Annotated in this window: 23 protein-coding genes; 14 read left to right on the forward strand and 9 right to left on the reverse strand. The window is 73.5% G+C overall.

The annotated features are described in order from the left end of the window. Positions 1-407: 407 nt before the first annotated feature. Positions 408-953: a GNAT family N-acetyltransferase gene (locus ACIOGZ_RS41010; protein WP_400989698.1), complete on the forward strand. Its 546-nt coding sequence runs from the start codon at positions 408-410 to the stop codon at positions 951-953. A gap of 60 nt (positions 954-1013) precedes the next feature. On the opposite strand, the gene ACIOGZ_RS41015 is transcribed toward ACIOGZ_RS41010, so the two are convergent. Continuing rightward, complete coding sequence (locus tag ACIOGZ_RS41015; RefSeq protein ID WP_400811388.1) at positions 1014-1397, reverse strand: DUF5955 family protein; 384 nt, start codon at positions 1395-1397, stop codon at positions 1014-1016. A 25-nt stretch (positions 1398-1422) separates the two neighbouring features. Continuing rightward, positions 1423-3216 (reverse strand): hypothetical protein, encoded by a 1794-nt coding sequence (locus ACIOGZ_RS41020; protein WP_400989701.1) that lies wholly within the window; start codon positions 3214-3216, stop codon positions 1423-1425. A 293-nt stretch (positions 3217-3509) separates the two neighbouring features. Here ACIOGZ_RS41020 and ACIOGZ_RS41025 point away from each other — a divergent pair, with 293 nt between their 5' ends. The 3 genes from ACIOGZ_RS41025 to ACIOGZ_RS41035 all read left to right on the forward strand — a co-directional run bounded on the left by ACIOGZ_RS41025 (position 3510) and on the right by ACIOGZ_RS41035 (position 5730). Further along, positions 3510-4778 carry a sensor histidine kinase gene (locus ACIOGZ_RS41025; protein WP_400989704.1) on the forward strand — a complete coding sequence of 423 codons (1269 nt, stop codon included), beginning with the start codon at positions 3510-3512 and terminating at the stop codon, positions 4776-4778. Further along, on the forward strand, positions 4775-4903 hold the full coding sequence (locus ACIOGZ_RS41030; RefSeq protein ID WP_400989707.1) for a hypothetical protein: 129 nt from the start codon (positions 4775-4777) through the stop codon (positions 4901-4903). The genes ACIOGZ_RS41025 and ACIOGZ_RS41030 overlap by 4 nt, the downstream gene beginning before the upstream one ends. A gap of 179 nt (positions 4904-5082) precedes the next feature. Next, positions 5083-5730, forward strand: a complete 648-nt coding sequence (locus ACIOGZ_RS41035) for a Pr6Pr family membrane protein (protein ID WP_363371201.1) — start codon at positions 5083-5085, stop codon at positions 5728-5730. An 86-nt stretch (positions 5731-5816) separates the two neighbouring features. Here the strand turns inward: ACIOGZ_RS41035 and ACIOGZ_RS41040 are convergent, their stop codons facing one another. Together ACIOGZ_RS41040 and ACIOGZ_RS41045 are read right to left on the reverse strand one after the other, a co-directional pair. Further along, on the reverse strand, positions 5817-6188 hold the full coding sequence (locus ACIOGZ_RS41040) for a toxin Doc (RefSeq protein WP_363585711.1): 372 nt from the start codon (positions 6186-6188) through the stop codon (positions 5817-5819). Between the two features lie 25 nt (positions 6189-6213). Continuing rightward, a complete protein-coding gene (locus ACIOGZ_RS41045; RefSeq protein WP_063351004.1) occupies positions 6214-6426 on the reverse strand; it encodes a hypothetical protein in 213 nt (70 codons plus the stop codon). A gap of 245 nt (positions 6427-6671) precedes the next feature. On the opposite strand from ACIOGZ_RS41045, the gene ACIOGZ_RS41050 reads away from it, so the two are divergent. Next, complete coding sequence (locus tag ACIOGZ_RS41050; RefSeq protein ID WP_400989710.1) at positions 6672-8150, forward strand: S41 family peptidase; 1479 nt, start codon at positions 6672-6674, stop codon at positions 8148-8150. A gap of 43 nt (positions 8151-8193) precedes the next feature. Here ACIOGZ_RS41050 and ACIOGZ_RS41055 read toward each other — a convergent pair whose 3' ends face one another. Further along, positions 8194-9801 carry an ABC-F family ATP-binding cassette domain-containing protein gene (locus tag ACIOGZ_RS41055; RefSeq protein ID WP_400989713.1) on the reverse strand — a complete coding sequence of 536 codons (1608 nt, stop codon included), beginning with the start codon at positions 9799-9801 and terminating at the stop codon, positions 8194-8196. Between the two features lie 528 nt (positions 9802-10329). Between ACIOGZ_RS41055 and ACIOGZ_RS41060 the strand changes: the two genes are divergently transcribed. From ACIOGZ_RS41060 to ACIOGZ_RS41075, 4 genes are all read left to right on the forward strand, one after another. Beyond that, positions 10330-11562 carry a trypsin-like serine peptidase gene (locus ACIOGZ_RS41060; RefSeq protein ID WP_400989716.1) on the forward strand — a complete coding sequence of 411 codons (1233 nt, stop codon included), beginning with the start codon at positions 10330-10332 and terminating at the stop codon, positions 11560-11562. A 104-nt stretch (positions 11563-11666) separates the two neighbouring features. Next, on the forward strand, positions 11667-13304 hold the full coding sequence (locus ACIOGZ_RS41065) for an ABC-F family ATP-binding cassette domain-containing protein (RefSeq protein ID WP_063347012.1): 1638 nt from the start codon (positions 11667-11669) through the stop codon (positions 13302-13304). Between the two features lie 121 nt (positions 13305-13425). Then, a complete protein-coding gene (locus ACIOGZ_RS41070; protein ID WP_363585692.1) occupies positions 13426-14100 on the forward strand; it encodes a nitroreductase family protein in 675 nt (224 codons plus the stop codon). A 140-nt stretch (positions 14101-14240) separates the two neighbouring features. Continuing rightward, positions 14241-14861, forward strand: coding sequence for a GNAT family N-acetyltransferase (locus ACIOGZ_RS41075; RefSeq protein ID WP_363585693.1), 621 nt, complete (start codon positions 14241-14243; stop codon positions 14859-14861). Between the two features lie 100 nt (positions 14862-14961). On the opposite strand, the gene ACIOGZ_RS41080 is transcribed toward ACIOGZ_RS41075, so the two are convergent. Then, on the reverse strand, positions 14962-15915 hold the full coding sequence (locus ACIOGZ_RS41080) for an aldo/keto reductase (protein WP_363585694.1): 954 nt from the start codon (positions 15913-15915) through the stop codon (positions 14962-14964). A gap of 496 nt (positions 15916-16411) precedes the next feature. On the opposite strand from ACIOGZ_RS41080, the gene ACIOGZ_RS41085 reads away from it, so the two are divergent. Both ACIOGZ_RS41085 and ACIOGZ_RS41090 read left to right on the forward strand, forming a co-directional pair. Beyond that, the gene (locus ACIOGZ_RS41085; protein ID WP_363585695.1) at positions 16412-17008 is read left to right on the forward strand and encodes a choice-of-anchor C family protein; all 597 of its coding nucleotides are present in this window, start codon (positions 16412-16414) and stop codon (positions 17006-17008) included. Between the two features lie 596 nt (positions 17009-17604). Further along, entirely contained in the window at positions 17605-19122 is a 1518-nt protein-coding gene (locus tag ACIOGZ_RS41090) for a carbohydrate binding domain-containing protein (RefSeq protein ID WP_363585696.1), read from the forward strand. 102 nt (positions 19123-19224) lie between these two features. Here the strand turns inward: ACIOGZ_RS41090 and ACIOGZ_RS41095 are convergent, their stop codons facing one another. Together ACIOGZ_RS41095 and ACIOGZ_RS41100 are read right to left on the reverse strand one after the other, a co-directional pair. Beyond that, positions 19225-19740: a hypothetical protein gene (locus tag ACIOGZ_RS41095; RefSeq protein ID WP_400989720.1), complete on the reverse strand. Its 516-nt coding sequence runs from the start codon at positions 19738-19740 to the stop codon at positions 19225-19227. Positions 19741-19854: 114 nt separating this feature from the next. Further along, positions 19855-20598, reverse strand: coding sequence for an SDR family oxidoreductase (locus tag ACIOGZ_RS41100; RefSeq protein WP_400989723.1), 744 nt, complete (start codon positions 20596-20598; stop codon positions 19855-19857). Between the two features lie 98 nt (positions 20599-20696). On the opposite strand from ACIOGZ_RS41100, the gene ACIOGZ_RS41105 reads away from it, so the two are divergent. Together ACIOGZ_RS41105 and ACIOGZ_RS41110 are read left to right on the forward strand one after the other, a co-directional pair. Beyond that, on the forward strand, positions 20697-21278 hold the full coding sequence (locus ACIOGZ_RS41105; RefSeq protein ID WP_363585699.1) for a TetR/AcrR family transcriptional regulator: 582 nt from the start codon (positions 20697-20699) through the stop codon (positions 21276-21278). Positions 21279-21568: 290 nt separating this feature from the next. Continuing rightward, on the forward strand, positions 21569-21943 hold the full coding sequence (locus ACIOGZ_RS41110; RefSeq protein WP_400811372.1) for a hypothetical protein: 375 nt from the start codon (positions 21569-21571) through the stop codon (positions 21941-21943). 83 nt (positions 21944-22026) lie between these two features. On the opposite strand, the gene ACIOGZ_RS41115 is transcribed toward ACIOGZ_RS41110, so the two are convergent. Continuing rightward, entirely contained in the window at positions 22027-22620 is a 594-nt protein-coding gene (locus ACIOGZ_RS41115; protein WP_363585701.1) for a TetR/AcrR family transcriptional regulator, read from the reverse strand. Positions 22621-22784: 164 nt separating this feature from the next. Here ACIOGZ_RS41115 and ACIOGZ_RS41120 point away from each other — a divergent pair, with 164 nt between their 5' ends. After that, a complete protein-coding gene (locus tag ACIOGZ_RS41120; protein WP_363585702.1) occupies positions 22785-23804 on the forward strand; it encodes a hypothetical protein in 1020 nt (339 codons plus the stop codon). The last annotated feature ends 181 nt before the right edge of the window (positions 23805-23985 follow it).

Here is a 23985-nt window from a genome sequence, read left to right on the forward strand (position 1 = left end):
GCCACCAGGTTCGACAAGACCGCCGTGTCCTACCAAGCCGCCGCCACCCTCGCCTCACTCCTCATGTGGGCCTGACCTTTGACGACACTGCCTAGCCCAGAAGGACGGCAAGGAGCCGTCCGAGTTCGGGCGAGCCAGCTGGGTCGCCGGCGGGACACTCGTCGCCACCTGTCAGGGCAAGGACGTCTTCTTCACCGTCAACGGCGGGTACGAGCACAGCCTCGAAAGGCCCTTCCTGTTCCCCGATCAGAAGGACCTGGTGCGCCAGTTCCTCACCGCCGGGGGCAAGGCGATCGGGTGTGAACCGATCCTGTAGCCGGGGCGGGTGGGCGGAAATGGTCGGGCGACTGTCGGGGTAATGGCCTATGGTGCGGTAGACCTATTACGCACGACACGGGGGAAGCGCCATGACCACCACCGGACACGCCACCGGACCCGCCACCCGCACGATCGTCACCGCCTCCGAGCGGCTGGTCCTCGGCCGGCCCCAGGAGGGGGACGTGGAGGCGGTGTTCGCGATCCACGGGGATCCGGAGACCAACCGCTACAACCCCAACGGACCCCACCGCGACCGGGCGGCGAGCCGGGAGATGCTGGACGGCTTCGTCGCCGACTGGGCGCGGGACGGGGTGGGGTACTGCACCGTGTCCACCCGGGAGGAGCCGGAGGCGGTCATCGGGTTCGCCGGGCTCTACCTGCACACGCTGGACGGCGAGCGGGTGTTCAACCTCTACTACCGCTTCCGGCCGTCCGCCTGGGGCCTGGGCTACGCCGCCGAGGCGGCCCGGGCGACGATGGCGGAGGCGCTGCCGCGCTTCCCCGGCGTGCCGGTGGTCGCGCTGATCCACCCGGACAACGTGCCGTCCCGCCGGCTCGCCGAACGGCTCGGGCTGCTGCCGGACCCGGACGGCCGCACCGACGACGAGGGCCGGCTGATCCACCGGACGGCCTGAGCCCAGGGGCCGGGCCGGGGAGCCGGGCGAGCGGACGGGCGAGAGGCCAGAGGGCGGCCCTCAGAACCAGGGGGCGGCGGCCGAGGTCAGGGCCCGCAGGGCCTCGGTGAGGGCCGCCGCGGCCCCGAGGGCGCCGGTGAGCGTGAAGACGGCGCGCCTGACTCGGCCGCCGTCCGGCTGCCGGCCCTCAGGGGCGGCAGCCGCCAGCTCGTCGAGCGCCTGCCCGGCCACCTCCGCGGCGGCGGGCGGCAGTTCGTCCGGGGCGAGCGCCCGCAGCCGCTCGCGCAGCGCGTCCGCCGCCGCGAGCAGGGCGCGCAGTTCGGGTGCCTCGCCCGGGGTGGGGGCGGTCTGCTGGTGGGTGTACTCGGCGCGGGCGTGGCTGCCGCTCTGCACGATGCCCGTGACGTTCCCGGTGATGCTGATCCCGTGGCCGTCGTCGTTCACGCTGTTCCCCTGTTCCTGGTGCCGTTCAGTCCTGCCGGGTGCCGCCGACGCGCGGCGCCGGGGTGGTGAGCGTCCGGTACGAGGCGTTGGCCGCGTCCCCGGTCTGCACGACGCCGTGGACGTCGCCGTGCACCTGCACGCCGTTGTTGATCACCACGTGCTGCAACTGCTCCGCCCCGTCCGTCCGGTAGCCGTGGTCCCGCAGGCAGTCGTGGACGGCCGACACGATCCGGGCCCTGACGCACTTCACGTACCGCTGGACGTCCATCTCCTGGAACAGCTGCTGGTACGCGCGCTCCGCTCCCAGCTCCCGGACGGACAGCGTGGGGCCGTGGTCGACCAGCCGGTTCTCCCGGCACATCCGGGCGTAGCGGAGCGCGTTGCGCCCGACGGCGCGCCGGCTGCGCGCGGCGCGGCGCAGCACGCCGACCGAGCCCGCCACCAGAGCGGGCAGCGCCGCGAGGGACGCCGCGCAGAGGCCGAGCCAGTCGCCGAGATCGGCGGGCGGGGCCGCGGTGTCGATCGCGTGGTAGGCACGCGCGATCGGCGGCAGCACGAAGGCCCTGCTCTCCAGGAACAGCTGCCCGCCCTGGAGTTGGGCCCGCACGAACACGGTGACGACGATCTCCTCGCGCCAGCCCGCGACCCGCACCGCCAGGTAGTGCCGCAGCCGTTCCTCGGCGGCGAGGTCGACGCTCTCCACCCACCAGTGCTCCGGGTCCGGCCCGCCCCCGTTCAGCGCGGCGGCGCAGTGGGCCGCGTACGGGGCGAGGGCGGCGAACGCGGTGCCGGGGCCGTGGCCGCACCAGTCGGCGGCGGGGCCGAGGCGCTTGCCGCTCTTGAACACGAGGTCGTGCACGGCGATCCCGTGCAGGCGGTCGCCCGGGTAGGCGGGTGTGTCGGCGGCGCCGAGGCGGGCGAGTTCGGTGCGCAGCCGGGCGTGGACGGCCGGGACGGTCAACGCCTGTGCGGTGGCCGCCGGTTCGGCCTGGTCCTCGGGCAGCGGGCCGTCGGGCAGCAGGTCGTCGGCGAAGGACCAGTGGTCGATCTCGATCCCGGCGCCGACGAAGGGCGCGTAGTCGCTGTAGACGACGTCGGGGTCGGCCTGCTGCCGCGCGAGCCGCCGGTACAGGTCCTTGCGGAGGGGGGCCTCGGGGGCGGCGGCCCGGCCGGTGCCGAGCTCGTACAGCGTCTGTTCGAGCCGCCGCCGACCGGCCAGGGACACCGCGAACCAGACGGCCAGCAGGGCGGCGATCCAGTGCCACCCGAGCACCCCGACCGCGCCGAGCAGGCAGCCGACGGCCAGCCAGTTGCCGGTCCGGCGGCGCCGGGGCCGGTCGGACCGGATCAGCCAGGCCGCCACGAACACCAGGGGGACGGTCAGTTGCAGCAGCCAGAACCGCAGCAGCACATCGAGCGCGTGCGGCACGTCGGCCTGACCGGACGCCATGAGGGAGACGGCGCCGCACACCGCGAGCACGGGCAGCACGGCCGCGGCCAGCAGGACCAGCACCGCCCGCCCCACCGCCTGCCGCCGGGCCGCGTAGCACTCCTTGAGCACCGCCGCCAGGTCGACCCCGGGGGTCGGCGGCGGTACCCGGTACGGGTGTTCGGCGAGTTCCTCGATCACCGCGTCCCGGAAGGCCGGGTCGAGGTGCGCCCCCGCCCGCAGGTAGGCGGTGGCGTCGCCGCGCGGCGCGCCGGTCTGGGCCTGGATGAGCTGCTGCAGCGGGTCGGGCACCGTCGGGGCGACCGGTGGCAGGGGCGGGTGCGGGTGCGGGTACCGAGGCGGCGGTACCGGTACGGACGGTTCGGCCATGGCGGTGTCCTCTCCCGTCCACCTGCGTGTCTCGTGAGGCGTGTGTCCGGGTCAACGACGCTCCCCCGGCCCGGGAGGAGGGTCGCAGGGCAAGATCCCCCTGGAGGGGGAGGGGGACCGTTCGCCGGGTTGACGCGTCGGCCCGGGGGGGGCGGCGGGACCGTGGACGGCATGAGGACCAGGGAGGACGCGCGGCGCCGGCCCGGGCTACTGCCGGCCCCGTCGGCGGGCGCGGTGGCGCCGGCCGGACGGGCGGCCGCGGGCCGCGCACCCGCTGACGTAGGGTCACCCGGGTGAACACGGGGGCGGGCGGCCGGATGCGGCGGGCGGCGGGGGCGCTGCTGGGGCGGCGGGCCCGGCTACGCTGGGTGCACCTGGTGCTGGGCGGCGCGCTGCTGATGCCGTACTGGCTGCTCTCGGTGGTGATGCTCGGGGCGCTCGACCCGGACCAGGGGCAACTGCGCCAGACGCTCCTACAGCTCACCGCGCTGTTCACCTCCCTGCCGATGGCCGCCGCCACCGCGCTGGTGCCGACCGTACGGGCGCTGGAGGGGGCCGCGGCCCGGGCGCTGTGCGCGGCGCAGCGGCCCGAGGAACTGGCCGCTGGGCCGGCCCGCTCGTGGGCGGCGCGCCGACGCACCGCGCTCTGGTACGTGCTGCACCTCTTCTTCGGCGGTGTGGTGGCCGGGATGACGCTCGGCGGGACGCCGTTCGCGGTGGTGCTGCTGTTCTCCTTCACCGGCACCGGGGATCTCGCGAGGTACCGGGAGGGCCACTTCCCCGGCTGGATGCTCACCGGCCCGGCGCTGGGCCTCGCCCTCCTGCTGCTGATCGTCGCCACCAGCGCCGGCTGCGGCGCCCTGCTGGCCCGCTGGGCGCCGGCCCTGCTCGGCCCGACCCCGGAGGAGCGGCTGGCCGCCGCCGAACGCCGGACCACCGTGCTCGCCCAGCGCAACCGGCTGGCCCGCGAACTGCACGACTCGGTCGGGCACGCGCTCAGCGCGGTCGGCATCCAGGCCTCGGCGGCCGCCCGGGTGCTGCGCACCGACCCGGACTTCGCCGCCGAGGCACTCCAGGCGATCGAGCGGACCACGCGAGCGGCCGTCGCCGAACTGGACGCCGTGCTCGGGCTGTTGCGCGAGGAGGAGGCCGACGCCGACCGGCCCGCCGGGCCGACGCTCGGCGGGCTGGACGACCTGCTGCGCCAACTCGCCCGCACCGGTATGACGGTGGACGCCGAGCTGGCCCCGGGCCTGGCCCGGCTGCCCGCCGGGGTCTCCCGGGAGGCGTACCGGATCGTGCAGGAGGGCCTGACCAACGTGCTGCGGTACGCCGGGCCCGCGCCGGCCGGACTGCGGGTCATCCTGGCCGGGGGCCGGTTTGAGATCGAACTGACCAACCCGCTGGGCCCCGCCCGCCCGAGCCGCCCTGGCGGCGGGCGCGGGCTGCGCGGGATCGGGGAGCGCGTGACCGCCCTGTGCGGCGGGAGCACGGCGGGGCCGAGCGAGGACGGGACGACGTGGCGGCTGGCCGTCTGGCTGCCGGGGGGAGGGACACGATGAACGAGGACGACCACGGCGGGAGCGCGCACGGCGAAAGCGTGCACGGCGAGAGCCGCGACGGGGCCCGCGACGGCATCCGCGTGGTGATCGCGGCGTACGAGTCGGGCTTCGTCCTGCCGAGTTGAGCCGAGGGGGGCTCAGGGACCGACGGGGCCGTTGGAGTCCAGCCGGGCTGCGGAGTCCGGCGGGTCCGGCCTCGAGCAGGACCGTTTCTTCCGTCCCCCCGCTACCTGCGAGTAGAGTGCGGCGTTCCCCCTTAGCCGTCCGATACCTCCCGTATCGCCTGAAACGAACTGGTGGCCGCATGACAGTCCGGACCCGCCCCGCGCTGTGGTGGCGCATGGGCATCGTGCTCTCGGCGGGCCTCGGCCTGACCCTCGGAACCGCGCCGCTGGTGTTCTTCACCGTGCAGAGCAACGTCATCGTGCTCGGCTACTTCATCGGCGCCGTGTACTGGATGCTCAAGCGCGACACCGTGGACGCGCCCGCGCCCCGGCTGCGCGGCGCCGCCACCCTGTACATACTGATCACCGGGCTGGTCTCGCACGTCCTGCTCCAGCACGGCGCCAACCCGCTGCCCGGGCTGGTCAGCGGGCCGGACAAGCTCGCGCACTGGTCGTCGTTCTTCCTGCACTACGTGACGCCGGTGATGGTGATCGCCGACTGGCTGGTGCTGAAGCCGCGCAACGCGGCGGCCTGGAAGGACATCCCGCTCTGGCTGGCCTTCCCGCTCGGCTACGCGGCGATCGTGCTCGCCCGGAACGCGCTGTTCGACGACTACCCGACGCCCTACCCCTACTTCTTCTTCGACCCCACCACCAAGGGCTACGGCTACGTCTGGGGCCAGATAGCCCTGCTGACGGTCGAGTTCGTGGTGCTGGCCGCCGCCGTGGTCGGCCTGGACCGGCTGGGAACGCTGGTCGCGGGCAAGCTGAGGTCCGCCAAGTCCTGAATGCCCGGGCGCAGATGGCGCCCTTCCCGGGGTCACCCTCTCCCGGGGGCTCCCTTCCCGGGTGACCGTCCGCGCGGCGGCCGGCCTCAGATCCGCCAGGAGCGGATCCGGTCGGCCGCCGCGAACACGTCCGCCCCGCCCGCCGCGATGTCGCGGGCCAGCTCGACCAGCGCCCCGTACGGCGGGTCGATGCCCTCCTTGGCCGCGTGCATGTACGCGGCCGTCGTCACGCAGGCGTACAGGTTGTTGCGCACCGGCAAGGGGCGCAGCAGCACGATGGTGTGCATCAGGGTGGCCGCGCACCAGGCGGCGTCGGCGTCGTGGCCGAGTTGCGCGGTGTTCACCCGGTGCCGGGCGACGGCGGCCTGGAGCGCGGAGTAGTCCCGCACGCTGAGGTCCTCCGGCGAGGCCAGCTCCTGCACATCGAGCAGCCAGCGCAGGTCGACGTGGAGCAGCATCATCCCCGCACCCCCGCCGCGCCGTTCACGCCGCCGGCGCGTCCTCCGGGAACGCGGCGTCGAACTCCGCCCGGTGCGACTTCCAGAACGCCACCGCGTGGTCCACGAACACCCGCCGCTGCTGCTCCCGCACGCTCAGGTCGTGGATGTACGCCTTGATGCTCTTCCCGTCCGCGGCGGCGGCCTCGCGGATCGCGGCGAGCTCGTGCTCCGTGTACTCGATGTTGAGCGCAGGCATGGCGCCGATGGTACTGGAGCGCACCGGAGTTGGGACCACCGACGGAGGATTTTCACCCACCGTCAAAAGGGTTTGCTGTCGATACCCCCACGGAGTGGTTTCGACGGAGCCGCGGGTAGCCCCGAAGTCGGGCGGGGGTCGGGCGCGCGGGATGACGCCGGGGCGGTGGGGGCCGCCGTAGCGTCGGGGGCAAGGCGGCGGAGCGGTTCCGCGGGGGAGGCCGGGCGGTTCGGCGGAGGCCGGAGATGACGCGCAGGGCAGTGGGCAGGGCCGCAGCGAGCAGGACGACGGCGAGCGGGGCGGCCGTGGGCAGGGCGGTGGCGGCCACGGCGGTGGCGCTCGCGATGACGGTCGCGGTGGCGGCGCCGGGGGTGGCCGCGACGCAGGCCGACGGTCAGGACAGGCGGGGCGGGTCCCTCCAGGGGGTCTGGCAGATGGACGGGTACGGCCTGGTGGCCGTGGTCTCCGGGAGCAGCCTGGCCACCTACGACGTGACGACGCACAGCTGCGTGCCGGGGTGGGTCACCGGGACGCAGGACGGCGCCCCCGGCCGGGACGGCACCGTCCGGTACGTCCTGGGCGACAACGCCCTCACCCTCACCCCGCAGCCGGGCGGGCGCCGGGCGATCGACGTCGAGGAGGGCGGGACGGGCACCAAGACACTGCGCCGCCTGGACGCGCTGCCGGCGCTGTGCACCCGGCCCGCCCCCAACGACCCGCTCGCGGTCTTCGACCGGTTCTGGGAGACCTTCGAGGAGAACTACCCCTTCTTCGCCGCCAAGGGGATCGACTGGCACGCGGCCCGCGACGAGCAGCGCGCGAAGATCACTCCGGCGACCACCACCGACCAGCTCCAGCAGATCTTCATCGACCTGCTGACCCCGCTCAAGGACGCGCACACCAGTCTGGCCCGGGTGACCGGCACCGGCCCGACCGGCGTCTACTCCGGCCGGCGCGACGGCTCGCTGAAGTCGACGCCCGCCCTGCGGGACGCGGCCCGCAGGGCCGTCGACGCACAACTGACCGGCCCCGAACAGGAGTTCGCCGTCAACACGCAGGGGGCGAGTCGGCTGGGCGTGGGCCGGCTCCCGGACGGCGTCGGCTACCTGCGGGTGAGCGGCTTCGACGGTTACGCGACCGGCGGATTCACCGCCCAGGCCAAGGAGCTCGACCGGGCCCTGGACGCCCTGCTCGCCGACCCCGACCGGCTCAACGGCCTGGTGATCGACGTCCGGCTGAACGGCGGCGGCTCGGACGCGCTCGGGCAGCAGATCGCCGCCCGGCTCACCGACCGCCCGTACGTCGCCTACCGCAAGGTGGCCCGCGACGACCCGGCCGACCCCACGAAGTTCACCCGGCCGCAGCCGGTCGTGGTGCGGCCCGCGCGCACCGAGCACTTCACCGGCCCCGTCGCCCTGCTCACCTCCTCGCTGTCGATCAGCGCCGCCGAGACCTTCACCCAGACCCTGATGGGCCGCTCCCCGCACGTCGTCCGGATCGGCGAGAACACCCAGGGCGTCTTCTCCGACGTGCTGATCAAGACCCTCTCGCCGGACTTCATGGTGGTGCTGCCGAACGAGAAGTACCTCACGCCCGACGGCAGCACCTTCGACGGCCCCGGCATCCCGCCCGACGTCCGCACACCGGTGTTCACCGATGAGGAGTTGGCCGGGCTCAAGGACTCCGCCCTGAGCACGGCCCGCCGCGTCCTCGGCGAGCAGTAGCGGCCGCGTCGCGGGCGGGGCCGCCCGCGCCGTACCGGTCCCCCTACATCGGATCCACCCCCCGCAGTTCGCCGTCCAGCTCCAGCCACCGGGTGAGGCCCAGGCCGCGCAGGAACGGCACGTCGTGGCTGGCCACGATCAGCGCGCCCTGGTAGGCGGCGAGCGCCTGGGTGAGCTGGCGGACACTGGCGAGGTCCAGATTGTTGGTCGGCTCGTCGAGCAGCAGCAGCTGCGGCGGCGGGTCGGCCAGCAGCAGCGCGGCCAGGGTGGCCCGGAACCGCTCGCCGCCGGAGAGGGTGGCGGCGGGCTGGTCGGCCCGGCCGCCGCGGAACAGGAAGCGGGCCAGCCGGGCACGGATCGCGTTGTCCCCGGCGGCGGGGGCGAACAGCTTGACGTTCTCCGCCACGGTCAGCTTGTCGTCCAGCAGGTCGAGCCGCTGCGGCAGGTGGCGCAACGGCACCGGCGTGCTGACCTCGCCCTCCAGCGGGGCGAGTTCGCCCGCGATGGTGCGCAGCAGGGTGGTCTTGCCGGAGCCGTTGCGGCCGACCAGGGCGATCCGCTCGGGGCCGCGCAGGTCGAGGTCGGCGGTGGTGCCGTAGGGCAGCCGGACCTTCTGCAGGGTGAGCACGGTGCGCCCGACCGGGACGGCCGTGCGCGGCAGGTCGATCCGGATCTCGGCGTCGTCGCGCACCGCCTCCTCGGCGGCGGTGAGCCGCTGCCGGGCCTCCTCCAGCCGCTCGGTGTGAATGCCCTGGAGCCGCCCGGCCGTCTCCTGGCCCTGGCGTTTGAGCTTGCCCGCGAAGATGTGCGGGTCGTTGCGGGTGACCGAGCGCTTCTTGCCGTAGCTGGCGCTGCGGTCCAGCCGGGTGCGGGCCTCGGTCAAGTCCCGTTTCTGGCGCTCGACGTCGGCCTCGGCGTTGCGCAGCAGCCGCTCGGCGGTCTCCTGCTGGGCGGCGAGGGTGCGCTCGTACTCGGCGAAGTTGCCGCCGTACCAGGTGACCGCGCCGTCCCGCAGGTCGGCGATCTGGTCGACGTGCTGGAGCAGTTCGCGGTCGTGGCTGACGATCAGCATGACGCCGTGCCAGCCTGCGACCGTCTCGTAGAGCCGCTCCCGGGCCGTCCGGTCCAGGTTGTTGGTGGGCTCGTCGAGCAGCAGGACGTCGGGGCGGCGCAGCAGCAGGGCGGCGAGGCGCAGCAGGACGGCCTCGCCGCCGGAGAGCTCCCCGGTGGTGCGGTCGAGGCCGAGGCGGTGCAGGCCGAGCCGGTCGAGGGTGGCGCGGGCGCGCTCCTCGACGTCCCAGTCGTCGCCGACGGCGTCGAAGTGGCGCTGGTCGGAGTCCCCGGACTCGATGGCGTGCAGGGCCTCACGGGTGGCCCGGATGCCGAGCGCCTCGTCCACCCGCACGGTGGTGTCCAGCGTCAACCCCTGGGGCAGGTAGCCGAGTTCGCCGTCGACCCGGACGGTGCCGCCGGTCGGGGTCAGCTCGCCGGCGATCAGCCGCAGCAGGGTGGACTTGCCGGCGCCGTTGAGCCCGATCAGGCCGGTGCGGCCGGGGCCGACGGCGAGGTGGAAGCCGTCCAGGACGGGCTTGCCGTCGGGCCACTCGAAGGTGAGATCGGTGCAGAGGACGGCGGTGGTGGGTTGTGCCATGGAGGGCCTCCCGGGTGGTTGCCGAAGGGAACGATGAGCAACACGGGGAGACACCGCGGGTGCGGGCCGGTACGGCCGGGGGAGGGCGGGGCGGATCCGGATCAGCCGGATCGGGCTCGCCACGGGGCCGTGACTGAGGTCGCACACTCGCACACCGCGCGGCGAAGGGCCTGCGCGGCGGGGGCGGTGTCTCGGGACCTCAGTAGAGCAACGGCCTTCTCCTTGTCTGGCGGGTGACTCCGTCCACGCTACGCACGGCGCCGGACCCGGGCAACCGAATTTCGGCGCACCGGGAAGCACCCCTGGACACGCGTCGGGAAGCGGCTCGCCCGACCGGATTCCGGGCGCCCGGAGGAGGGCGGGTGCCGGTCCGGTGCCGATCCGGTGACGGCCCCGCCCCAGTCCGGGGGTGTGCGTAAGGGGCCTTTATCCGCATGGCAGACTCCTCCCCTGCCACGCCTGCGGCTCCCCGGAGCCGTACCCGAGGAAGGGGTCGCGTGGCGGTTATTCACAGGGGGATCTGAACTCATGTCACCGATGTACCGGCCGAACCGTGCCGTCCTGGGCGCCTCCGTCGCCGCGCTGACCGTGCTGGCCGCGACCGCGTGCGGCCCGGACAACAGCGACCCGGTCACGGCCCGGACCACGGCTCCGACGGTCGCGGCCGGCGCCACCGGCAAGCCGGGCGCGGCGCCGATCAAGCTGCCGACCGCCGAAGAGCTGAAGACCTGGAAGTTCGAGGACTGGGACAAGTGGGCCCAGCAGAACGTGATCACTCCGGCGGTCAAGGGCTACTGGACCCTGCAGCGGATCCTGAACGCCAAGCCCAAGCCGATGCCGCAGCCGCAGCCCGACCCGACGCAGCCGCCCGCCCAGCCGACCGGCGCGGCCCCGGCACAGCCGACCTCGAAGCCGGCCACCCCGGCCCCGGCGCAGCCCACCACCGCCCAGCCCCCGAGCACCGGCGACGCGCTGCCCACCGTCATCGAGGCCAAGCCGACCCAGCACCCGTTCGCGAAGAACCTGCACGTCAACGGCAAGCTCTTCTTCAAGGACGGGAACGAGGACTACGTGTGCTCCGGCACCGTCGTCTCCGACCCGGCCAACCCCGGCAAGAGCAACCTGGTCTGGACCGCCAGCCACTGCCTGAACGGCGGCAAGGGCGGCACGTACTACACCAACATCTCCTTCGCCCCGGCCTACAACAGCAACGGCCTGCTGAGCGGCGGCAAGCAGGCCAACGAGACCGCCGCCGAGCCGTACGGCGAGTGGGGCGCGACCGCCGGCATGGTCTCGCCGCAGTGGTCGGCCGAGGCCGACCCGGAGCACGGCGGCCCGTGGAGCCAGTACGACTTCGGGATCATCAAGGTCGCCAACCCGAGCGGCGACGGCAAGTCGCTGGAGGAGACCGTCGGCGGCTCCGTGCCGATCTGGTTCAACGCCCCGCGTGAGCAGCTCAGCAGCGTCAGCGCCTACGGCTACCCGGCCGGCAAGCCGTTCGACGGCGTCGAGCTGGACCACTGCGACAGCGGGAAGCCGGTGAAGAAGACCGGCGACCCGAGCCGCCCGGCGATGCTGATGATCGGCTGCAACATGACCGGCGGCAGCAGCGGCGGCGGCTGGGTCGCCGCCAAGGACGGCAAGCCGGCCCTGGTCAGCGACACCTCGATCGGCAACGGCGCCAGCACCTGGGAGGCCGGCCCGTACCTGGACGACGTGGCGGCCCGGATGTTCGACTACTTCTCGAAGAAGTCCAAGTGACCTCCTGACCGGCCCGCGTGGCCGGTCCCCGGGGTCGCGGCAGCCGCGCCGCGGCCCCGGGCTTTTCCGCCACCCGGCCCGCTCCTCCTACAATCGGGCTCATCATGAGCGCCACACTCGTAGTCAAGGACCTCGCCGCCGGTCACGGCGAACGCACCCTCTTCTCCGGCCTGGACCTGGTCGTCGCCCCCGGTGACGTGATCGGCCTGGTCGGCGTGAACGGCGCCGGCAAGTCGACGCTGCTGCGGCTGCTGGCCGGGCTGGACACCCCCGAGGGCGGTTCGCTGCGGCTCAGCCCGGCGACCGCCAACATCGGCCACCTGCCACAGGAGCCGGAGCGGCGCGAGGGCGAGTCGGTGCGCGACTTCCTGGCCCGTCGCACCGGCGTGGCGGCCGCGCAGACCGCGCTGGACGAGGCCACCGAGGGCCTGGTCGAGGGCCGCCCGGGCGCCGACGACGCGTACGCGGCGAGCCTGGACCGCTGGCTGGAGCTGGGCGGCGCCGACCTGGAGGAGCGCGCCGAGGAGGTCGCCGACTCGCTCGGCCTGAAGGTCTCGCTCGACCTGCCGATGACGGCGCTGTCCGGCGGCCAGGCCGCCCGGGCCGGCCTCGCCTCGCTGCTGCTCTCCCGCTACGACGTCTTCCTGCTGGACGAGCCCACCAACGACCTCGACCTCGACGGCCTGGAGCGGCTGGAGGCCTTCGTCAAGGGCCTGCGCGCGGGCACCGTGCTGATCAGCCACGACCGCGAGTTCCTGGCCCGCACCGTCACCAAGGTGCTGGAGCTGGACCTGCACCAGCAGCAGGTCAACCTGTACGGCGGCGGCTACGAGGCGTACCTGGAGGAGCGCGCGGTGGCCCGCCGGCACGCCCGCGAGGAGTACGACGAGTACGCCGACACCAAGGCCGGGCTGGAGGCCCGGGCCCGGATGCAGCGCGGCTGGATGGAGCACGGCGTGCGCAACGCCCGCCGCAAGTCCTCCGACAATGACAAGATCGGAAAGGCGCAGCGCGCCGAGTCCACCGAGAAGCAGGCCTCCAAGGCCCGGCAGACCCAGCGGATGATCGAGCGGCTGGACGTGGTCGAGGAGCCGCGCAAGGAGTGGGAGCTGCGGATGGAGATCGCCACCGCGCCGCGCTCCGGCTCGGTGGTCGCCACCCTGCGCGCGGCCGTCGCCCGCCGCGGCGACTTCGCCTTCGGCCCGGTGGACCTCCAGATCGACTGGGCGGACCGGGTCGCCATCACCGGCGCCAACGGCGCGGGCAAGTCGACGCTGCTGGCCGCCCTGCTCGGCCGGCTCGAACTCGACGGCGGCAGCGCCTCGTTGGGCTCCGGCGTGGTGGTCGGCGAGGTGGACCAGGCGCGCGGGCTGTTCCTCGGCGGCGAGCCGCTGGCGGACGCCTTCGCCGCCGCCGTCCCGGAGTTCACGCCGGAGGAGGTGCGCACCCTGCTGGCCAAGTTCGGCCTCAAGGCGGTGCACGTGAAGCGCCCGGCCGGCACCCTCTCCCCCGGCGAGCGCACCAGGGCCGCGCTGGCGCTGCTCCAGGCGCGCGGGGTCAACCTGCTGGTGCTGGACGAGCCCACCAACCACCTGGACCTGCCCGCGATCGAGCAGTTGGAGGCGGCGCTCGGCTCGTACACCGGGACCCTGCTGCTGGTCACCCACGACCGGCGGATGCTGGACACCGTCACGGTGAACCGGCGGATCGAGGTCCGGGACGGGCGGGTGCACGAGCTGTAGTCCCGCCCGGCCGGGCGGCCCCGCCGGGCGGCCCCGCCGGATGGACCCGCCGGATGGGCCTGATCTGCGGATTGGTCTCGACCTCTTCCCGGCGCGGCCGTCATGTGCTGTGCTGTCGGCCATGGTTGACAGTGCAGTGGCAGGGACGCCCTATCCGACCGTCCCCCTCACCCCGATGACGGTGCCGGCCCACGAGGCCGAGGCCCGCAGCAGGTCCTTCCACGACGTGATGGCGCAGCGCCGGACCGTCCGCGACTACGCGACCCACCCGATCCCGGACGGGGTCGTCGAGTGGGCGATCCGGACCGCCAACACCGCGCCCAGCGGTGCGCACGTCCAGCCCTGGCGGTTCGTGGTGATCACCGACCCGGAACGCAAGCGGCGTCTGCGCGAGGCCGCCGAGGCCGAGGAGCGCGAGTTCTACGCGCACCGGGCGTCGGAGGAGTGGCTGGCCGCGCTGGCGCCGATCGGCACCGACTGGCGCAAGCCGTTCCTGGAGGACGCGCCGGCGGTGATCGTGGTGTTCGAGGTGCACAAGGGGCCCGATTCGCCGCGGCCTTACTACACCAAGGAGTCGGTGGGGATCGCGGTCGGACTGCTGCTGGCCTCGCTGCACCAGGCCGGGCTGGCGACGCTGACCCACACGCCGAGCCCGATGAAGTTCCTCAACGAGGTCTGCGAGCGTCCGCTGGAGGAGCGCGCCGCGTACGTCATCCCGGTCGGCTACCCGGCCGAGGGGGCGCGGGTGCCGGATCTGCGGCGCAAGGAGCTGGACGAGGTGCTGATCCGGCTCTGACCGCCGGGCGTGTGCGCGCCCCGGTGCGCCGGGGGTGCGGCCGGGCGCGCCGGGGTGTGGCGGGGACCGGTGAGAGGCCTGGTGGGAGGCCGTCTGGAATTCATTGGTGACAGGTCCCGGCCAAGGACATAATCGCGGCCATGAGCCACCCGCAGTCACGGTCCTGCAAGTACCCGCCCGCCCCGCTCCACGTGCCCGCTCCCGCCGCCGTCACCGCCGGGCGGCCGCCCGAGGAACTGCGGCTGCCCGGCGGGATCTCGCTGCTGCGCCGCCGCAGCACGCACGCGGTGGCGCTCAACAAGGCCGTCCGCGCCAACCTGGACCACCTGCGGCCCTGGATGGAGTGGGCGGCCGAGCCCCCCACCCGGGCGCAGACCGCCGAGCTGGCCCGGGCCGGCTCCCTCGCCTGGGAGGCCGGCACCGACTTCATGTACCTGGTCGGCCTGGACGCCGAACCCGGCGGCGTGGTCGGCGCCCTCGGCCTGCACGGCCGGATCGGCCCCGGCGCACTGGAGATCGGCTACTGGGTCGCCGCCCGGCACGCCGGCCGCGGCATCGCCACCACCACGGCCGGGGCGCTGACCGAGGCCGCCCTGGCGCTGCCCGGCATCGCGCGGGTGGAGATCCACTGCGACGAGGCGAACGGCGCCAGCGCGGCCGTCCCGCGCAAGCTCGGCTACCGGCTCGACCGGGTCGCCGAGGCCGCCGTCCGGGCTCCCGCCGAGACCGGGCGGCAGCTGATCTGGGTCCGGGAGGCCTGACGGCGTTCCGAGGCGGGGCCGGCCACCCGGACGGCCCATGCCGCTCGGTACCGCTCGCCGCTCAACACCGCTCGCCGTTCAGTACCGCTCGCCGCTCAGCTCAGTACCGCTCGCCGGTCGGAGTCGGCAGCGCGTCCAGGTCGGCCAGGTCCGCAGCCGAGAGCACGACCTCGGCCGCGCCCGCGTTGTCCACCAGGTAGCGCGGCGTCTTGGTACCCGGGATCGGGAAGACGTACCGGCCCTGCGCCAGCACCCAGGCCAGCGCGACCTGCGCGGGCGTCGCGCCGATCCGCTCGGCGACCTCCTTGACCCTGCCGACCAGTGCCAGGTTCTCCTTCAGCGCGTCCTGCTGGAAGCGCGGCAGCCGGCGGCGGAAGTCGTCGGCGGGCAGTTCGTCGAAGGAGGCGATGCTGCCGGTCAGGAAGCCCCGGCCGAGCGGCGAGAACGGCAGGAAGGCGATGCCCTGCTCCTCGGTGTACGGCAGCACCTCGGCCAGCACGTCCCGGGTCCAGAGCGAGAGCTCGGACTGCACGGACGCCACCGGGTGCACCGACTGGGCCCGCTTGATCTCCTCGACGGTCACCTCGGAGAGCCCGATCCGGCGGGCCTTGCCGGCCGCGACGGTCTCGGCGAGGGCGCCCCAGGTCTCCTCGATCGGGACGGCCGGGTCGACCCGGTGCAGCTGGTAGAGGTCGACGTGGTCGGTGCCGAGGCGGCGCAGGCTGTCGTCGATCGAGCGGCGCACGTGCTCGGGGCTGCCGTCGCGGGCCGACTGGCCGGACCCGCCCGGGACGATGCCGACCTTGGTGGCGAGGAAGGCGCGTTCCCGGTACGGGCCGGCCAGCGCGGCGCCGACCACCTCCTCGTTGGTGTAGGGGCCGTACATGTCGGCGGTGTCGATCAGGGTGACACCGAGGTCCAGCGCCTGCCGGATCACCCGGACGGAGTTCTCGTCGTCCCGGTTCTGCACGTCGTAGGCCCAGGTCATCCCCATGCAGCCGAGGCCGATGACGCCGGTCTCCGGGCCGTTGGTACCGAACGTGGCGTTGCGCATGACGGTGCTCCGATCGTGGTGGTGTGCTTGGCCGCTCGCGGGGTGCTGCGGTGGATCAACGCGTCCAGCTTTCACCTTGGAGTGCACTCAAGGTCAAGCCCGTCCGGACGCGCCTCGGATCCGCCTCGGATCCACTTCCGATCCGCCGACCGCCAGAGGGGCCGTTGATCATATGAGCGGCCCTCGGCTCACCCGGGGGTGCGATGCGCCCGAGGCGCAGGCGGAGCGCGTGCGACGGACTTCACCACCATGCGAGCGGACACGACCATCCGAACCGTGCGTTCGCACCACGGCCCGCCGCCGGGCGGGCGCAGGCCGGCCGCCCGGCCGACACCAGGTGATCACCCGTCAAACCGGCGCGCGGGAGCCCGTCGGCGGAACCTCCGCACCACCGGGCGCCATCCGCCCGGTCTTGGCAGGGCTCACGGCGACGGCGGACCCTCTGGGCACAGCCGATCATCGGCTCATCCAGTCGTATCCCGTTGGGGAGGAACCCATGACGTTCTCGCGCACCCGCCTCGCCGCCGTCGCCGTGATCGTGGCCGCCGCCACCGCCGTGACCGTCCCGGCGCAGGCCGCCGGCGGCCACCGCGCCCTCAGCCGCTTCGACGACGGTAGCTTCGAGTCGCCCAAGGCCCCGGCGAACAGCTTCGCCGAGTTCAGCGCCGGACAGACCATCGGCCCGTGGACGGTCACCACCGGCAGCGTCGACCTGATCGGCGCCGGGTTCTGGCAGGCCGCCGAGGGCGACCAGTCGGTGGACCTCAACGGCGCCACCACCGGCGCCGTCGCCCAGTCCTTCACCACCGTCCCGGGCGCCACCTACTCCGTGACGTACGCGCTGGCCGGCAACACGTCGGCCGCACCGACCGTGAAGACCGGCCGGGTGCTCGTCGACGGCCAGGACTTCCAGGACTTCTCCTTCGACATCACCGGCAAGACGCCGACCAACATGGGTTACGTGGGGCGCCAGTTCAGCTTCGTCGCGCGGAACGCCTCCACCACGCTGACCTTCGCCAGCACCAACGCGGGCTCGGCCGGCCCGGTCGTGGACGACGTCCAGGTCAAGGAGTGCAAGCCGTGCTGCGGGTGATCCACTGAACCGCCCGCCCGCCCGCCGGTTCGAGACCAGCGGGCGGGCCTTCTCCTCCTTGCCGACCGTTGTTTCCCCCTCGCTTAAAGTGCTTCACCCCGCACGACGAGCCCTGACAGGGTCAGTTACCGGAAGAGCTACGCCGAAGCCGAATGGGACGCTCAGGGTTCGCTGACCCGGACCATCGGCGCGGGCGCCATCACGGCAAGTGCCATCGGCGGCAACGGAATCGTGGGCGGCACGAAGTTCGTCGGGTCGACTCCGCGGCCCGGCCTTCACCGCCGTCGCTTTCGCGGCCGCCTCCTGCCGGGAGCCGAAAATCCTCCTGCCAGGGCGCCGGAGGTCGACAGGGGTGCCGTCCGAGGGCGCGGAGCGGTGTTCCAGGAGCGGGATCCCAGAGCCTTAAACCGTTCCTAAAACCTTCCCACAGCGGGCTTCCGATGCCCCGGAAGTGCTTGACGTGCACAGCTGGTCTAGTCCAGTTTGATGCTCAGCACCGCGCTCCTCCCCCGCACCGGACCAGCCCCCATGCTGCCGCCCGCCCCGCGTATCCCCCTTCGCGGCGCGGGCGGCCCCACGTCCCGAGAGGCACCCCCATGCCCAGCGCGCCCCAGCCCGCCCCCACGCACCGCCGCACCGCCGGTCGCACCAAGCTGCTGAGCCTCGCCGCCGCCACCGCGCTCGCCGCCGGCGGCCTCGCCACGCTCGCCGGGAACGCCGGCGCCGCCGACGGCAACCTGCTGGCCAACCCCGGCCTGGAGAGCGGCACGCTCAGCCCGTGGAGCTGTTCCGGCGGGACCGGCAGCGTCGTCAACTCCGGTGCGCACAGCGGCAGCTACGCACTGAAGGGGACGGTCGGCGCGAGCGACACCGCACAGTGCGGCCAGACCGTCACCGTCCAGCCCAACACCACGTACAACCTCAGCGCCTGGGTGCAGGGCCAGTACGTCTACCTGGGTGCCACCGGCAGCGGCGTCACCGACCCGGCCATCTGGACGCCGGGCGGCGCCAACTGGCAGCAGCTGTCCACCAGTTTCACCACCGGCCCGGCCACCACCAGCGTCACCGTCTACCTGCACGGCTGGTACGGGCAGGGCGCCTACCTCGCCGACGACATCACGCTCACCGGCCCCGGCGGCGGCAACCCCACCACCCCGCCGCCCACTTCGGGCACCCCGACCGGCGGCCCCACCGGCACGCCCACCGGCGGCCCGAGCACCCCGCCGCCGAACGTCGCCGTCCCCGTCGCGCCCTACATCGACATGGGCGCCTGGCCCACCCCGTCCATGCCCGACATGGCCAAGTCCGGCAACCTCAAGGCCTACACCATGGGCTTCGTCACCGGCGTCGGCTGCAAGGCCAGCTGGTTCAACGCCTACGACCCGCGCACCGGCTGGGCCAAGGACCAGATCGACGCGCTGCGCGCGGCCGGCGGCGACGTCAAGCTCTCCTTCGGCGGCGCCAGCGGCACCGAACTCGCCGCCGCCTGCACCACCGTGGACTCGCTGTTCGCCGAGTACGACGCCGTGGTCAACGCCTACAACCTGCGCTACGTCGACTTCGACATCGAGGGCGCGGCCATCGCCGACACCGCCTCCAACGACCGCCGCTCCGCCGCGCTCGCCAAGCTCCAGCAGGCCCACCCCGGCCTCAAGGTCTCCTTCACCCTGCCCGTCCTGCCCGAGGGCCTGACCACCGAAGGCGTCGCCATCGTCAAGTCCGCCCGCGACGCCGGGGTCGCCGTCGACCTGGTGAACATCATGGCGATGGACTACTACCGGACCGGCACCGACTACGGCAACGCCGCCGTGCAGGCCGCCCAGGCCCTGTTCGGCCAGCTCAAGGCGCTCTACCCGGCGAAGACCGACGCCCAGCTGTGGGCCATGGTCGGCGTCACCCCGATGATCGGCGAGAACGACGACCACCAGATCTACAACCAGGCCGCCGCCCAGCAGTTGGTGACCTTCGCCCGGCAGAACCACCTCGGCCTGCTGGCCTTCTGGGACGCCACCCGCGACGCCAACGCCTGCACCGGCGGCTCGCTCTCCAAGTGCACCAACATCGCGCAGCAGCCGTACGAGTTCGCGAAGATCTTCGCCCAGTACGCGGGCTGACCGCACCTCACGGGCCGACCCCCGCCTCGGCAGGGGTCGGCCCGGTGCCAGGGGTGTTCCTCAAGGGCCGCCAGGAGGCGAAGCGGTGACGGTGGCCGCGGCTCAGGTGTCGTAGCAGCCGTCCCACGGGGCGTGGAAGCCGAGGCCGTCGGGGTAGAGCTCGGCCCAGACCCCGCCCTCGCCGTCCTCGCCCTCTTCTTCCTTGTCCTCGTCCTCCTCGTCCGTCTCGTCCTCCTCGTCCGTCTCGATGACCAGCCCGAACAGCGACCCCTCGACCCGGACGGCGAACGGCGCGATGGCGATGTCCCCGTACGCGCGGCCGGGGAGGGCGTCGAGCCAGTCGGCGAGGAGTGCGCGGGCGGCCTCGACGGCCGCCTTCTCGCCGTCCGCCGTCGTGCCGGTCGAGTGGATGCGCGAGTCGAGGTGCCGGCCGGCGTCGTCGAAGCGGTGGAGCACCGCGAACCAGCGCTTCTGCGCCTGCCAGTTCTCGACGTCGGCCCCGACCTCCGGGAAGGCCGCCGTGACGGAGGCGAGGAACTGGCCGCCCTCGCACCGGCCGATGGTGCGGGTGCGGTAGTCGGGCTCGTACCGGATGGGGATCAGGTCGGGAACGCTCATGACCGAACCGTACGGCTGAGCTGTGACAACCCCCGGCCCGGAGACGGCTCCGGGCCGGGCACTGCTGCGGGCCGGAGCCGGCTACGGGCCGGGCCCGGTCGGCCGACGGTTCGTTCAGCGCCCGGTGGGCAGGTTGGCCCCTCCCGTGCAGTCGAACACCACGCCCGTCACGAAGGTGTTGGCGGCCAGCAGGTGGATCGCCTGCGCGACGTCCTCGGCCCGGCCGACGCGGCCGACCGGGGTGGTGGCGGCGAGACCGTCGAACAGCGCCGTCCGCTGCCCGGCCGGGACGCGGTCCCACCACGGGGTGTCGATGACGCCGGGCGAGACGGCGTTGATCCGCAGCGGGGCGAGTTCGACGGCCAGCGGCGGGACCATCGCCTCCAGCGCGCCGTTGATGGCGGCGAGTCCGGCGGTGCCGGGGAACGCGGCGCGGGCGGAGGCCGCGGTGATCAGCGTGACGGATCCGTCCGACCGCAGGTGCGGCAGCGCCGCCTGGAGAACGCGGACCTGCGGCCAGAACTTGGCGTCGAACCCGGTGGCGAGGTCGGCCAGGTCGAGCTGGGCGAACGGACCGCTGCCGGCCGCGCCGCTGACCGCGACGACCAGGTGGTCGACGGTGCCGGACTGGGCGAAGAAGGCCGCGACGGCCTCGGGGTCGGCCGCGTCCAGCTGGTGGCCGGTGGCCCTGCCGCCGATCCGGGCGACGGCGGCGTCCAGCCGGTCCCGGCCGCGGCCGGTGATCACGACCTCGGCGCCGTCCGCGGCGAAGGCGGTGGCCGCGGCCTCGCCGATGCCCGAGCTGCCGCCCATCACGACGACGCGCTGTCCGGCGAAGAGGTTTGACGTGGTGCTCATGGTGGCGTGTCCTTCATATTGTCGAGACCGCTAGTTCCGTCAATAATGTTATCGAGACTGCTAGTCTTGTCAAGCGGGGGAAGAAGAAAGGGAACCCCATGACCGAAGCCCGCCCGCACACCGGACGCCGCCGCAACGAGGCCGCCCACCAGGCGATCCTCGATGCGGCCCTGCACCTGCTCGCCGAGTCCGACGGCACCCCCGTCACCATCGACGCCATCGCCCGCAGCGCCGGCGTCGGCAAGCAGACCGTCTACCGCTGGTGGCCTTCCAAGGGCGCCGTCCTGCTCGACGCCCTCACCGACCGCGCCGACCAGGACGTCCCCGGCCCCGACACCGGCACCCTGCGCACCGACCTCCGCGCCTTCATCGCCACCACCTTCGACGGCTCCCAGCGCGACACCACCGCCCCCGCCCTGCGCACCCTCGTCCGCGAAGCCGCCCGCGACCCCCACCTCGCCGACCTCATGCAGACCTTCACCGCCACCCGCCGCACCACCCTGCGCGACCTCCTCGCCCGCGGCCGCGAACGCGGCGAACTCGCCGACGACACCGACCTCGACCTGATCGTCGACCAGGTCTACGGCGTCTTCTGGTACCGCTTCATCCTCGGCCACGCCCCCCTCGACGCCACCGTCGCCGACCGGCTCACCAACTCCCTGGTCGCCGGGAACAGTTAGGCCCCCTCCGGCGGATCCTGCCGGGCGCCCACGCCGGTTGATCATCCGATCCGCCTTCGGTACCGTCCCGTGGGGCCCTCCCTGCGGGACGGCACCCGTCCGGGGAGGGGACATTCATGCAAGGGCGAGGCGCGGCAAGGCCGTTCACATCCCGCCCGGCGCGACGTTCGGCCGCGCTGGTTGCGGCCGCGACCGCCGCCGTCGCCCTGGCGGCCGGCTGCGCGGCCGGGGACCCGGATCCGGATCCGAGGGCGTACCCGGGCAGCCCGAAGGGGCAGACCCTCGAAAAGGTGACGAAGGCGTTCGGGCTGGACCTGCCCGCGTGCGACCTTCAGGGCGTCGGGTTCCACGGATCGGCGAAGTACCCCGGGGAGGTCCTGAACCTGAGCTTCCGGGCACCGAAGGACTGCGTGGACCGCTTCCTCGCCGACCACTCGGTGGACCTGGCCCGCCCCGTCCCCTGGAGCCCCGGGCAGGGGGCCGGGACGGGCTTCGACTCCGACACCGAGACCCGGACCTTCGGCTGGTCCTTCGACAAGAACGTGACCTACGACCTCTTCGTCGACTTCACGACCTCCACCGGAAGCCGCTTCAGCGTGCTGGCCGACCCCGGGCAGACCGAGCGGACGGTGTACCTGGAGGCCCGCCACCTCGGCGGTTCCTGAACCCGGAGGCCCGCGCCCGCCCTCGGCCCGCCCTCAGCCCGACCGACGAGTCCCGCTGGGCGCCGCTCCAGGGCCGTGTCCGTTCAGACGTCCGACGGCCCGCGGCGCCGGATCAGCGGCAGGTAGACCTCGTCCACGATCTCGATCAGGACGTCGTCGGGCGCGGTCGGCACGCCCCGCACCACGAACTCGTTGCGCAGCAGCACCACCGCCACCGTGGCGACCCTGGGGTGGAGCGCCTCGGGGGCCGCTTCGCCGCGGGCGACCGCGCGCCCCAGGACGGTGAGCCAGGGGGCGGCCGCGGCCTCGCCGGACTGGTCCTGGAGCTGCGCCAGAAACTCCGCCGCGCCACCGGCGGCGGCCAGGAGTTCGCGCAGGATCGCGCCGAGCGGGGAGCTCCAGTGCCGGTTCGCCTGGCGGAGCAACTCCAGGGCGTCCCCACGTAGTTCACCGGTGTCGGGAGGCACGGCGGCGGTGGCCAGCTGCTTGTAGGCGGCGATGCCGAGGGCCAGGCGGTTGGGCCAGCGGCGATAGAGGGCGTTCTTGTTGGTGCCGGCGCGGGCGGCGACCTTGTCCATGGTCAGCCCGGCGAATCCGGACTCGGTGAGCTCCGCCACCGCCGCCCGGAGGATCGCCTCCTCCAGCGCTGCCCCGCGCCGCCGTGTCTGCCCGGCCATGGCCCTCGTCCCGTCCGATCCAGTCCGGCCCCGTCGCCGGTACCGCCGTCGATACCGCCCCCTACCCTCCCATCCTTCTTGTCCTCTCCGTCCCACACCAACTAGGGTACTGGCCGTACCGTATTTGCCTGCTCCCCGTCCCACCCCCAGGAAGGCAGGACACCGTGCGCGCCAAAGGCATCAGCTACGACACCGGATTCGTCAGGAACGGGTCGTACTCCCGCAGCCGGTTCGACCCGAAGGAGGTCGAACGCGAACTGCGCATCATCCGCGACGACCTGCACTGCAACGCGGTCCGCATCATGGGCGGCGACCCCGACCGGATCGAACTCGCCGCCGGACTCGCCGCCGACCTCGGACTGGAGGTCTGGTACTCCCCGTACCCGCTGGAACTCGCCGCCGACGAACTCCTGGCCCTGTTCGCCGACTGCGCCGAGCGCGCGGAACGGCTGCGGCGGCGCGGGGCCGAGGTGGTGTTCGTCACCGGGGCCGAACTCAGCCTGATGAACCCGGGGTTCCTGCCCGGCGACACCACGGACGAACGCATCGCCCTGCTCAGCCGACCCGAGCTAGTCCGCGAACACCTCGGACCGGTCAGCGGCCGGGTCAACGCGTTCCTCGACCAGGCCGTGACCACCGTCCGCGAACACTTCGGCGGACGCGTCACCTACGCCGCCGTACCACTGGAGCGCGTCGACTGGACGCCCTTCGACCTCATCTCCCTCGACCTCTACCGCTCCGCCGAGACCGCCGACCGGTTCGCCGACGGCGTCCACGGCCTGGCCTCGCAGGGAAAGCCCGTCGCCATCACCGAGTTCGGCTCCGCCGGCTACCGCGGCGCGGGCGACCGGGGCGCGCTCGGCCTGGACATCGTCGAGTACGACGCCGAGGGCCCCGTCCGCCTGAAGGCCGCGCACGAGCGCGACGAGGCCGGCCAGGCCGCCTACCTGCGCGAACTGCTGGAGGCCTTCGACGCCGGCGGCATCGACGCCACCTTCGTCTTCACCTTCGCCCTCTACGACCACGTGCACCGCCCCGACGCCGACCCCCGCGACGACCTCGACCTCGCCAGCTACGGCATCGTCAAGGTCTACGAGGACCGCCCCGGCACCACCTACCCCGACCTCCCCTGGGACCCCAAGGCCGCCTTCACCACCGTCGCCACCTACCACCACACCCACTGACCAGGCCCCGCCCGCGCACCGCCCGCGGGAAATTATGCAGACCGGTCTACTGATCCCCACCCTCGCGCGCTGCCCACCCACCCCCCCACGCGGGGGCCGGTGGGGGGCGGCGCGGGGGGGCGCGCCCCGCTGCGCCGCCCGCCGCGCACTTTATCGGAGGGGGTCAGCGGGGTTGTCGGGG

This window comes from Kitasatospora sp. NPDC088160 (assembly GCF_044741445.1).
Taxonomy (GTDB): domain Bacteria; phylum Actinomycetota; class Actinomycetes; order Streptomycetales; family Streptomycetaceae; genus Kitasatospora.

Excerpts from the sequence above, each read along its gene's own strand:
- ACIOGZ_RS41010 (WP_400989698.1), top strand. The coding sequence starts at position 408 with ATGACCACCACCGGACACGCCACCGGACCCGCCACCCGCACGATCGTC.
- ACIOGZ_RS41020 (WP_400989701.1), bottom strand. The coding sequence starts at position 3,216 with ATGGCCGAACCGTCCGTACCGGTACCGCCGCCTCGGTACCCGCACCCG.
- ACIOGZ_RS41030 (WP_400989707.1), top strand. The coding sequence starts at position 4,775 with ATGAACGAGGACGACCACGGCGGGAGCGCGCACGGCGAAAGCGTGCAC.
- ACIOGZ_RS41035 (WP_363371201.1), top strand. The coding sequence starts at position 5,083 with ATGACAGTCCGGACCCGCCCCGCGCTGTGGTGGCGCATGGGCATCGTG.
- ACIOGZ_RS41040 (WP_363585711.1), bottom strand. The coding sequence starts at position 6,188 with ATGCTGCTCCACGTCGACCTGCGCTGGCTGCTCGATGTGCAGGAGCTG.
- ACIOGZ_RS41045 (WP_063351004.1), bottom strand. The coding sequence starts at position 6,426 with ATGCCTGCGCTCAACATCGAGTACACGGAGCACGAGCTCGCCGCGATC.
- ACIOGZ_RS41050 (WP_400989710.1), top strand. The coding sequence starts at position 6,672 with ATGACGCGCAGGGCAGTGGGCAGGGCCGCAGCGAGCAGGACGACGGCG.
- ACIOGZ_RS41055 (WP_400989713.1), bottom strand. The coding sequence starts at position 9,801 with ATGGCACAACCCACCACCGCCGTCCTCTGCACCGATCTCACCTTCGAG.
- ACIOGZ_RS41060 (WP_400989716.1), top strand. The coding sequence starts at position 10,330 with ATGTCACCGATGTACCGGCCGAACCGTGCCGTCCTGGGCGCCTCCGTC.
- ACIOGZ_RS41065 (WP_063347012.1), top strand. The coding sequence starts at position 11,667 with ATGAGCGCCACACTCGTAGTCAAGGACCTCGCCGCCGGTCACGGCGAA.
- ACIOGZ_RS41070 (WP_363585692.1), top strand. The coding sequence starts at position 13,426 with ATGGTTGACAGTGCAGTGGCAGGGACGCCCTATCCGACCGTCCCCCTC.
- ACIOGZ_RS41075 (WP_363585693.1), top strand. The coding sequence starts at position 14,241 with ATGAGCCACCCGCAGTCACGGTCCTGCAAGTACCCGCCCGCCCCGCTC.
- ACIOGZ_RS41080 (WP_363585694.1), bottom strand. The coding sequence starts at position 15,915 with ATGCGCAACGCCACGTTCGGTACCAACGGCCCGGAGACCGGCGTCATC.
- ACIOGZ_RS41085 (WP_363585695.1), top strand. The coding sequence starts at position 16,412 with ATGACGTTCTCGCGCACCCGCCTCGCCGCCGTCGCCGTGATCGTGGCC.
- ACIOGZ_RS41090 (WP_363585696.1), top strand. The coding sequence starts at position 17,605 with ATGCCCAGCGCGCCCCAGCCCGCCCCCACGCACCGCCGCACCGCCGGT.
- ACIOGZ_RS41095 (WP_400989720.1), bottom strand. The coding sequence starts at position 19,740 with ATGAGCGTTCCCGACCTGATCCCCATCCGGTACGAGCCCGACTACCGC.
- ACIOGZ_RS41100 (WP_400989723.1), bottom strand. The coding sequence starts at position 20,598 with ATGAGCACCACGTCAAACCTCTTCGCCGGACAGCGCGTCGTCGTGATG.
- ACIOGZ_RS41105 (WP_363585699.1), top strand. The coding sequence starts at position 20,697 with ATGACCGAAGCCCGCCCGCACACCGGACGCCGCCGCAACGAGGCCGCC.
- ACIOGZ_RS41115 (WP_363585701.1), bottom strand. The coding sequence starts at position 22,620 with ATGGCCGGGCAGACACGGCGGCGCGGGGCAGCGCTGGAGGAGGCGATC.